The sequence below is a fragment of the Kitasatospora sp. NPDC059088 genome (genome assembly GCF_042738155.1).
Lineage (GTDB): Bacteria > Actinomycetota > Actinomycetes > Streptomycetales > Streptomycetaceae > Kitasatospora.
This window is the reverse complement of sequence record NZ_JBHYGR010000006.1, coordinates 70,242-78,869: the sequence shown is the minus strand read 5'-3', so window position 1 is coordinate 78,869 and position 8,628 is coordinate 70,242. Positions and strand designations below refer to the sequence as shown.

General features: G+C 75.6%; 7 protein-coding genes. 2 read left to right on the top strand and 5 right to left on the bottom strand.

The window, feature by feature from the left end; genetic code table 11:
* Positions 1-44 precede the first annotated feature (44 nt).
* Together ACFWXO_RS04685 and ACFWXO_RS04680 are read right to left on the bottom strand one after the other, a co-directional pair.
* Positions 45-1,796, bottom strand: coding sequence for a penicillin-binding transpeptidase domain-containing protein (locus ACFWXO_RS04685; RefSeq protein ID WP_380522209.1), 1,752 nt, complete (start codon positions 1,794-1,796; stop codon positions 45-47).
* Between the two features lie 195 nt (positions 1,797-1,991).
* Positions 1,992-3,059 carry an alcohol dehydrogenase catalytic domain-containing protein gene (locus ACFWXO_RS04680; RefSeq protein WP_380522207.1) on the bottom strand — a complete coding sequence of 356 codons (1,068 nt, stop codon included), beginning with the start codon at positions 3,057-3,059 and terminating at the stop codon, positions 1,992-1,994.
* Between the two features lie 283 nt (positions 3,060-3,342).
* On the opposite strand from ACFWXO_RS04680, the gene ACFWXO_RS04675 reads away from it, so the two are divergent.
* Both ACFWXO_RS04675 and ACFWXO_RS04670 read left to right on the top strand, forming a co-directional pair.
* Positions 3,343-4,584, top strand: a complete 1,242-nt coding sequence (locus ACFWXO_RS04675) for a styrene monooxygenase/indole monooxygenase family protein (RefSeq protein ID WP_380522205.1) — start codon at positions 3,343-3,345, stop codon at positions 4,582-4,584.
* A gap of 163 nt (positions 4,585-4,747) precedes the next feature.
* Positions 4,748-5,293, top strand: coding sequence for a hypothetical protein (locus ACFWXO_RS04670; RefSeq protein WP_380522203.1), 546 nt, complete (start codon positions 4,748-4,750; stop codon positions 5,291-5,293).
* Between the two features lie 30 nt (positions 5,294-5,323).
* Here the strand turns inward: ACFWXO_RS04670 and ACFWXO_RS04665 are convergent, their stop codons facing one another.
* The 3 genes from ACFWXO_RS04665 to ACFWXO_RS04655 form a co-directional block, all read right to left on the bottom strand.
* Positions 5,324-6,376: a hypothetical protein gene (locus ACFWXO_RS04665; RefSeq protein ID WP_380522201.1), complete on the bottom strand. Its 1,053-nt coding sequence runs from the start codon at positions 6,374-6,376 to the stop codon at positions 5,324-5,326.
* On the bottom strand, positions 6,373-7,632 hold the full coding sequence (locus tag ACFWXO_RS04660) for a CHAT domain-containing protein (RefSeq protein ID WP_380522199.1): 1,260 nt from the start codon (positions 7,630-7,632) through the stop codon (positions 6,373-6,375). The genes ACFWXO_RS04665 and ACFWXO_RS04660 overlap by 4 nt, the downstream gene beginning before the upstream one ends.
* A gap of 6 nt (positions 7,633-7,638) precedes the next feature.
* A partial coding sequence (locus ACFWXO_RS04655) for a tetratricopeptide repeat protein (protein WP_380522197.1) occupies positions 7,639-8,628 on the bottom strand: 990 nt, incomplete at its 5' end.

The following is an 8,628-nucleotide window of genomic DNA, read 5'->3' as shown; positions in this document are numbered from 1 at the left end:
CCGGTCCGGCCGCGCCGACGCGGCGGCACCGACCGCCGGCCCCGTCAGCCCTTGCCGCCCGCCTTGAGCACCTGGGCGGCCGCGACGCCGGCGGCGCTGTTGCCGTGGCCGCCGCCCTCGACCTCGGCCGCGACGGCGAGGTCGTTGCGGTAGGCGATGAACCAGCTGTTGGTGGCCTGGCCCGAGCCGGCCTCGACGGTGCCGGTCTTGGCCCCGATCTGGCCGCCGAGGCCGGACATCGGGGTGCGGGCGGTGCCCTGGGTCGCCGTCCTGGCCATCATCGAGCGCAGCCCCTGGGCGACGTCGGAGGGCAGCTTCCCAGGGGCGGTCACCCGCTTGACGTCCTCGCGGAGCACCGGCTGACGGAACGTTCCGCTCTGCACGGTGGCCGCGACGGAGGCCATCAGCAGCGAGTTCACCTGGATCTGCCCCTGGCCGATGTACGCGGCCGCCGCCTCGTCCTTGTTGCCCGGCACCGGGATGGTGGCGTCGCGGCTCGGGATGCCGATCCGCCACTGGAGGCCGAGGCCGAACTGGTCGCGGGCGACCGAGCCCAGCGTGCCGAGCTGGAGCTTCTCCAGGCCCTTGTCGATGAAGCCGGTGTTGCAGGAGTGGATGAAGTCGTCGCTGAGGCTGTAGTCGAGGTGGTTGCCGGGCTCGTCGTTGTGCCAGGTCCGGGGCGAGTTGGTGGTCTCCTTGCAGGGCGCGGCGGTGTCCGGGGTGACCCCGGCCTCCAGCAGCGCGGCCGCGGTGATCACCTTCATCGTCGAACCGGGCGCCTGTCCGCCGCCGACCGCGCGGTTGAAGCCGCCCTGCGGGGCGTAGGCCATCGCCAGGATGTTGCCGGTGCTCGGCTGGACGGCCACCAGCGAGGCGGGCTTGCCGTTCGCGGACTGCTGCTTCACCGCCTCCTCGGCGACCTGCTGGAGGTCGGCGTCCAGGGTGAGCTTGACCTGCGGGGCGCTCGGCGGGGTCAGCACGAACAGCTCCTCCGCCTCCTGCCCGCCGCCGGAGAGCACCACGGCCTGCCCGGTGACGGCCTTCGCGCCGTCGGGCGGGGCGATCTGGGGCAGCACGGACTGCAGCGACGGGAACGCGTCCAGCGGCCGCCCCTTGCGGTCGGTGGGCTTGGACACCGGGTTCGGCAGGGCCTTCACGGCGAGGGTCCGGCCCGCGGCCAGCTTGGGGTGGACCACGGTCGGCGCCCAGCGCACCAGCACCCGCCCGTCGGAGGCACGCACCGCGCCGAGGGCGCTCTCGTACTCCCAGGCCTGCGCGGTGCCGTCGAACTCCGCCCGCACCCGGTAGCCGACGGCGGGCTCGCTCGGCGTGCCGGCGGGCGCGGGGCCCGTCCCGGTCAGGGTGAGGGCGCGGGCGGACACGTTGTCGTGGAACGAGGCGAGCGCCATCCGGGCGGCCTCCGGGCGATCGGTGAGCCCGGCCGCGACGGTGAGGTCGCCGCGGCCCCAGGCCGCCAGGAAGTCCTTGGCCACGGCGTCGGCCTGTTCGGCGGTGGGCGGCGCCTGCGGCTCCTTGGCGGTCGTGGAGGCGGCCCCGCCGCCGGTGTCGGTGGAGCCGCCGGACACGGCGCTCAGCACGTTGTAGGCGCCGTAGCCCGCGACGACGACCAGTGCCGTGAACACCCCGCCGACCGCCACCAGCCAGATCCGGCGGGAGCGCCGGCGCTGCGGGGCCTGCGGGTGGCCGTCTGCGTGGACGAGGTGGTCGTCGTACCCGTCTTCTCCGTACGGCTCGTACGACTCGTACGGTTCGTGCTCTTCGTGGTCCCGGTGCATGCTGCTGCGTCCCCCTGGTACGTCCTGTGATTTCCGGTGTTCGTGGGCCCGCCGACGCACCGGCGCGGCCGGCCGGGTACCCGGGCGGCCGCCCGGCGGGTCGTTCGGGCGCGGACCAGCCTAAGCGTCGTCGATCGGGCGTTCGACGGCGGGGTCTTTGCCAACGCTTGACCTACCCGAGGGGCGGCCGTCGGGTCAGCGGCCCGTGGTGACGACCATCCGGAACCGGGCCCGCCCGCTGCTCATCCTCGCCACGGCGGCGGCGGTCTCCTCCAGCGGGAGCTCCTCGACCCAGGCCCGGACGCCGGTGCGCTCGGCGAAGCGCAGGGTGTCCCGGGTGTCGAGGGCCGCGCCGGAGGAGTGGGCGTAGACCTTGCGGTCCGCGGCGATCAGTTGCAGCGGGCTGATCGCGAGCGGGGCGGGGGACACCCCGACGATGACGAGCTCGCCGCGGCGGCCCAGGCCGTCGACGGTGGCGGACATGGCGTCGGCGTCGGTGACGGTGGCCAGCACGACCTTGACCCCGCCGAGCGCCTGGAGGGCCTCGGCGACGTTCCCGGCGGTGCTGTCCACGTAGTGGTCCGCGCCGAGCCGGTACGCCAGCGGCCCCTTCTCCGCGCCGCGCGCGACGGCGACCGTGCGCAGGCCCATGGCGTGGGCGAACTGGACGCCCAGGTGGCCGAGGCCGCCGAGGCCGAGCACCGCCACGGTGTCGCCCGGGCGGGCGGCGGAGCGGCGGAGGGCGTTGAACACGGTCACGCCGGCGCAGGCCAGCGGCGCGGCCTCGACGGCGGTCAGTCCGTCGGGCACCGCCGCGAGCGCGTCGGCGGGCACGATGACGGAGTCGGCGTAGCCGCCGGGGTAGGCCGCGCCGGGGACCTGGAGGTGGGGGCAGAGGATGGCGTCGCCGTCGCGGCAGGCCTCGCAGTGCCCGCAGCTGCCGCCGAACCAGCCGACCGCGACCCGGTCGCCCACCTGCCAGCCCTCGACGCCCTCGCCGAGGGCGTCGATCCGGCCCGCGATCTCGTGACCGGGGGTGACCGGGAAGGTGGTGCCGGGCAGCTGGCCGACCGCGATCAGCAGGTCCGAGTGGCAGACGCCGCACGCCTCGACGGTGATCCGGACGGAACCGGCGCCGGGGGTGCGTAGTGGGACCTCGACCAGCTCGGGAGCCCCGCCCGGGGCGGCGATCCGGACGGCCCGCACGATGCCGTCGGCCGGGGCGGGAGCGGGAGCCGGGATGGAGGCAGGGGTGGCAGCCATGGCGATCCTTCGGCGGGAGGTCGGCGCGGGGCGGGCCCGCACGCGCTGTCCCCACCAGCTTGCCGCCTGCTCCCGCCGTCCGCTCCCGCGCCGGCTGTCGCCGCCCGCGCCCGCGCTTCCGTTCGTGCCTGCGCCCGCTCCTCCGCCCGCTCCCGAGCGCCCGCCCGGCGCGCGCCCGTCCCGTCCGCGCCGTGGACGCGGACGCTCCGGACTGGTATCCAAACCCTGGCAGCCGGGCCGACGGGCGGTCCGGGCCGGACGGACCACCAGGAGAGCAGGGGCGATGCGCAGGATTCTGATCATCGGCGCCGGGCAGGCCGGCCTCCAACTGGCCCTCGGACTGCAGTCCCACGGCTACGACGTCACGCTGCTGGCCGACCGTGACGCCCAGGAGGTGCGGGACGGGCGGGTGCTGTCCAGCCAGTGCATGTTCGACTCCGCGCTGCGCCACGAGCGCGCCCTCGGCCTGGACCTGTGGGCCGGTGCGGCGCCCCGGATCGAGGGCATCGGCCTGTCGGTCGGCGGCCCGGACGCGACCAGGGTGATCGACTGGACCGGACGGCTCGCGGCCCCCGCCCACTCCGTCGACCAGCGGTTGAAGATGTCCACCTGGTTGGAGCTCTACGCCGAGCGCGGCGGCCGGATGGAGGTGCGGCAGGTGAGCGCCGCCGACGTCGAACACCTCGCCGGCTCCTACGACCTGGTGCTGGTCGCCACCGGAAAGGGCGGACTGGCCTCGCTGTTCGAGCGCGACGAGGAGCGCTCCCCGTTCCGGCGTCCGCAGCGCGCGCTCGCCGCGAGCTATGTGTACGGGCTGGCGCCGCGCCCCGACCAGGAGTTCCCGGCGGTGCGCTGCAACCTGGTGCCCGGCGTCGGCGAGTTCTTCGTCGTGCCGGCCCTGACGGCGGCCGGGCCCTGCGACATCCTGCTCTGGGAGGCCCAGCCGGGCGGTCCGGCGGACGCCTTCGACGGGCTCCGCGCGCCTGGTGAACACCTGCGGGTGACGCTGGAGTTGATGAAGGCCTTCACTCCTTGGGAGCACGACCGCGCCCGCTCCGGCGTCGAACTCACCGACGCCGGCGCCACCCTGGCGGGCCGCTTCGCCCCGGTGGTCCGCCGACCGGTCGGCGAACTGCCGGGCGGCGGCGCGGTGCTGGGCGTCGCCGACGTGGTCGTCACCAACGACCCGATCACCGGGCAGGGCGCCAACGCCGCCGCCAAGTGCGCCGCCCGGTACCTGGAGGCGATCCTCGCGCACGGCGACAAGCCCCTCGACCGGGACTTCCAGCAGGCCGCCTTCGACCGCTTCTGGGCGGAGACCGGCCGGGCCGTCACCGACTGGTCGAACGCGATGCTGCGCCCCGCGCCCCCGCACGCCGTCGAACTGTTCGGCGCGGCCGGCCGGTTCCAGGCCGTGGCCGACCGGTTCGCCAACTGCTTCGACCACCCGGAGGACGTCGAGGAGTGGCTGCTCGACCCGGGGAAGGCCGCCGCCTACCTGGCGTCCCCGGCGGTCCGGAGCTGAGCCCCGGCCTCGCCCCGGCCCCGCCCCGGCGTCGAAGCGGTCACGACAGGGTCAAGCTCTCGCCAAGTACCGCACGGCAACGACCTGATGATGGTGGGTTCGTGTCGGCCCCGGTCCGCCGGGGAACGACGGAGCACGGAACGCGAACAACAGGAGACACGTGGTGGCGGTCGACGGCGGCAACATGGCGCACGCGGTGGTGGAGACGGCGGTGAAGGAGCGCACGCGCCTGCAGACCGGGCGCAGCCGGACCACGGCGCTGGTGCTGCTGGTCCTGCTGGCCGGCCTCGGTCTCTTCCTGGCGCTGGTCGTCGGCAAGGCCGATCCGACCAGCGCCCCGGACTGCGACGGCCAGACCATGACCAGGCAGAACACCTGCCAGATCATCTCCAACCGCGGCGGTGGGGGCACGTTCAGCTACGACGAGATGATCGACCGCCGGGAGTCCGGGAAGGGCGTGTGGCAGGCGGTCGGCTTCATCGGCACCGGCCTGTCCGTGGTCCTGATGGGGGTGGCGATCAGCAAGCTCAACCCCAACCGCCCCTGGGGCAAGCAGGTCGACGCCGCCTGCCCGCGCTGCCACCAGCTGACCCTGCGCGAGAAGCTGACGATGCACACCGTCTCGCGGGGGCGCACCAACTACCGCTACAGCGGCATCGTCACGCTCTGCACACCGGTCTGCGGGTTCACCGCCGTCCGCCAGCGCTGACCGCGGCGCCGGACCGCGGCTGGGTCCGCCCTAGCGGGAGTGCGAGGCCAGGCTGAGCAGCAGGTGCGCGGACTCCGGGTGCTGGAAGTCGGAGTGGGCGCCGGACGGGTGGAGGCGACGGGCGGCGAGGCTGCCGCGGTAGCGGTGGCCGGCGTCGATGTTGACGATCGGGTGGTCGAGGTCGGTGTGCGGGTACGGGGAGTCGGTGGGCCGCAGCCGGGTGGTGAACTGGGGGACGGGGGCGGCGCCGGTGCCGGAGTGGCCGATTCCCGGGTGTCCCTCGGCGCGCAGGTGCCAGAAGCCGGTGGCGCGGTCCCAGCGGGAGTGGGTGAGTACCAGTGGGCCGCGCAGCGGGGCGCCGGCCCGGCCGGGGCCGAGGAACAGCCGGGGGAAGAGCCGGGTGAAGGCGTCCCGGGGCGCGGCCATCTGGAAGACCAGGGCGCTGTCGACGGTGAACGGGCGGCCCGGGTCGCCGGGCCGGGCGGTCCAGCTGAGCACCGGGGGCCCGGCCGGGCGGTCGGCCGCGTACTGGACGGCCTCGCAGAGGAAGCGGCCGCCGAAGGAGTGCCCGAGGAGGTGGAGGTACTGGCCGTGGCGGTTGGCCAGCACCCGCGGGGCGTCCGGTCGGCCCCGGCCGGTGTCGAGGTAGCCGAGCAGGTGGCCGAGGATGCGTCCGGCCTGGCCCCGGGCGCTCATCGCGTGCGCCCGCTCGCGGATCCGCCGGTAGCCGTGCAGGGTCGGCAGACTGGAGGACGGCCAGCGCACCACTACGCACCAGGGGCGGAAGCCGGCGGCCAGCCCGGGGTAGCCGGCGGGTGCGGCGCGATGCAGGGCGGCCGCCCGCTCGACCAGGGCGGCGGCCGAGCGGTCGGCGGCGGCCGGGCTGGTCTGCCAGCCGTGCACGTAGACGTACAGGTCGGTCGCCCACTCGGGGATCCGCAGGTGGCGGGCCAGGTGGTCGGCGACCCGGGCCTCGGGGACGGGGGTGGTGGTGCCGGGGACGAGCAGTCGGCCGTGCTCGTCCAGGTCGACGGTCGCGGGCCGTACGGTGGCCGTCGAGGCCGGGTGCAGGGGGGCGGTCACGGGTTGAGCTCCAGGATGCTGTCGATGCCGCAGTGCAGGGAGTAGGCGAGCGCCAGCGGGTTGCGGTACTCGCGGGCGAACCACCGCACCAGCTGCTGGGTGATCTCGCCGGCCGTGAACTCGCCGGTCAGGTAGTGGTCGAGGAAGGCGAAGGCGTACTCGGCGGCGAACTCCTGCGGGATCTGGAGCTGCGGCCCGAGCACGCCGTCCGCGCCGAGGTCGACCAACGCCCGCCCCAGGTGGTCGAGTTCGGCGGCCGCGGACTGCCCGGTGTGGCAGGCGTTCAGCAGCACGAACGGCCGGAACACGGCGTCCGGCCGGTCGAGGTGGCGGCGGCGGTGGCGGCGCACCAGGTCGGCGTCGATGTGCCGGTCGTCGGAGAGCCGCACGGCGAGCTGCTCGTACGGGGAGTCGTTGGCGACGAACTGGCCGTGGCACCAGAAGTACATGACGTCCTCGTCCAGCACGGCCGCGGACAGCGCCTCCAACAGCCGGTCCGACTCGGTGCGCACGGTCAGCTGGGAGCGGTCCTCCAACAGCTTGCGGACCTCGGGCGCCCGGCCGATCCCGGTGAGCTGGTCGTCGGTGTTGAGACTGGTGACGGGTTTGGTGCGGGGGGAGGAGGGCGGCTGGATCGGCGGGTAGGCGGCGCCGGTCTGCTCGACCTGGTGGCGGTGGCCGAGGAAGTCGGCCCAGTCGTCCGGCTGGTGGCCCTCGACGGCGAGCATCGGCCAGGGGAGGTGGAGGTCCGAGTCGAAGCTGATCCGCAGCGAGCCGTGCTCGGTGAGGGTGCGGTACAGGTAGTCGCGGAACTGGACCAGGCTGCGGTCGCCGCCCTCGAACATCTTCTCCAGGAAGTACCGCCCCTCCTCGGCGAGTTCGGCGACCGTGCGTTCGGCGGCCTCGGCGAGCGGGGTGAAGTCGACGGCGGTGGCGAAGGGGTAGGGGTGGTACGGGTCCGGGTTGTAGCCGATCAGCCGGTCGCGCCAGACGGAGCGCAGCCGGGCGGCCTTGCCGAGGAGCGCCGGCGCGGAGACGGCCAGCCGGGCCCGGTGGATCCGGCTCCCGGGGGTGCGCTCGCCGGGGCGGAAGGCGCTGATGTGGAGCTCGTCGCCGTGCCGGCGGAGCGAGACGATCAGGTCCAGCGGGGCCGGGCCCTTGAGCGGGAGGCCGTCGGCGGGGCCGAGCTGCCGGGGCAGCCGGGTGTAGTCGGCCGAGGGGTTCTGGCGGACGGCGACTTGGAGGTCCCGGGGCACGTCGATCTACTCCTGCTCCTGGTCTTCGGGTTCGGCCGGGACGGCGGCCCCGGCTTCGGCGGGGCTCTCGGCGGGGACGTCCAGGACGGCGGAGAGGTCCTGGAGGACGGCGCCGTGGCCCCGGTCGAAGACGGTGATCCGGACGGTGTGCGGGCCGGCCACGGCCGGGGTGAGGGCGAAGCGGGCGGGCGCACCGGCGGGGACGTGGTCGGTGACGGGCGGGTCGAGCACGGCCTCGGGGGACACTGCGGCGACCAGGCGCAGCTCGGGGAGGGCGGCGGGCACGGAGCCGTCGGCGGGTTCGAGGTGGAACTCCAGGTGGGTGGTGACGCCCACGGCGGGGTCCTCGACGAGGGTGAGCCGGGGCCGCCAGGCGGGCCGGGGCGCGGGCGGGTCGACGGCGCGGTGTACCGAGCCGCGGCTACGGCGGGGGAGCAGTTGCGGCGCACCCCGGCCGAGCCCGGCCTGGGCGGGCGCGCCGGGAACGGGTGCGCCGGGGACGGGCGCGCCGGCGACCGCGCCGAGGGGCACCCGCTCGGCGCGGTCGAGCCCGGTCAGTGCGGCACGGGCCTCGGCCGCCAGCGGGTGGCCGGGGTCCATCAGGGCCTCGCGCCCGACGCAGACCGCCGCCAGCAGCTCCCGGGCGGTGTCGCGGCGCCCGTCCGCGGCGAGGGCCGCCGCCAGGCCGACGGCGAGGCTGGGCGTGACCGGCACCGGCCCGGTGCGCAGGGCGCCGAGGCTGACGGCCACGTCGTCGGCGCTCGCGTGCCCGGCCAGGAGGGCGGCGGTCGGCGCGGCGCCCCCGGCCGGGAGCCGGTCGGCGACGATCCGCTCGTACACCCGGACCGCCCCGTCGGCGTCCCCGGCGCGCAGCCGGGCGTGGGCGAGGCCCTGGCGGACCTCCAGGGTGAGCGGGCTGCGCGGGCCCCGGCTCTCGGCGCAGGCCTCCGCCAGCTCCTCCAGCCGGACGAGGGGGCCGAGGTGGGGGGGGGCGCG

Bases quoted from the DNA above. Each gene is read 5' to 3' on its own strand.
- ACFWXO_RS04680 (WP_380522207.1), bottom strand. From the start codon at position 3,059: ATGGCTGCCACCCCTGCCTCCATCCCGGCTCCCGCTCCCGCCCCGGCC.
- ACFWXO_RS04675 (WP_380522205.1), top strand. From the start codon at position 3,343: ATGCGCAGGATTCTGATCATCGGCGCCGGGCAGGCCGGCCTCCAACTG.
- ACFWXO_RS04685 (WP_380522209.1), bottom strand. From the start codon at position 1,796: ATGCACCGGGACCACGAAGAGCACGAACCGTACGAGTCGTACGAGCCG.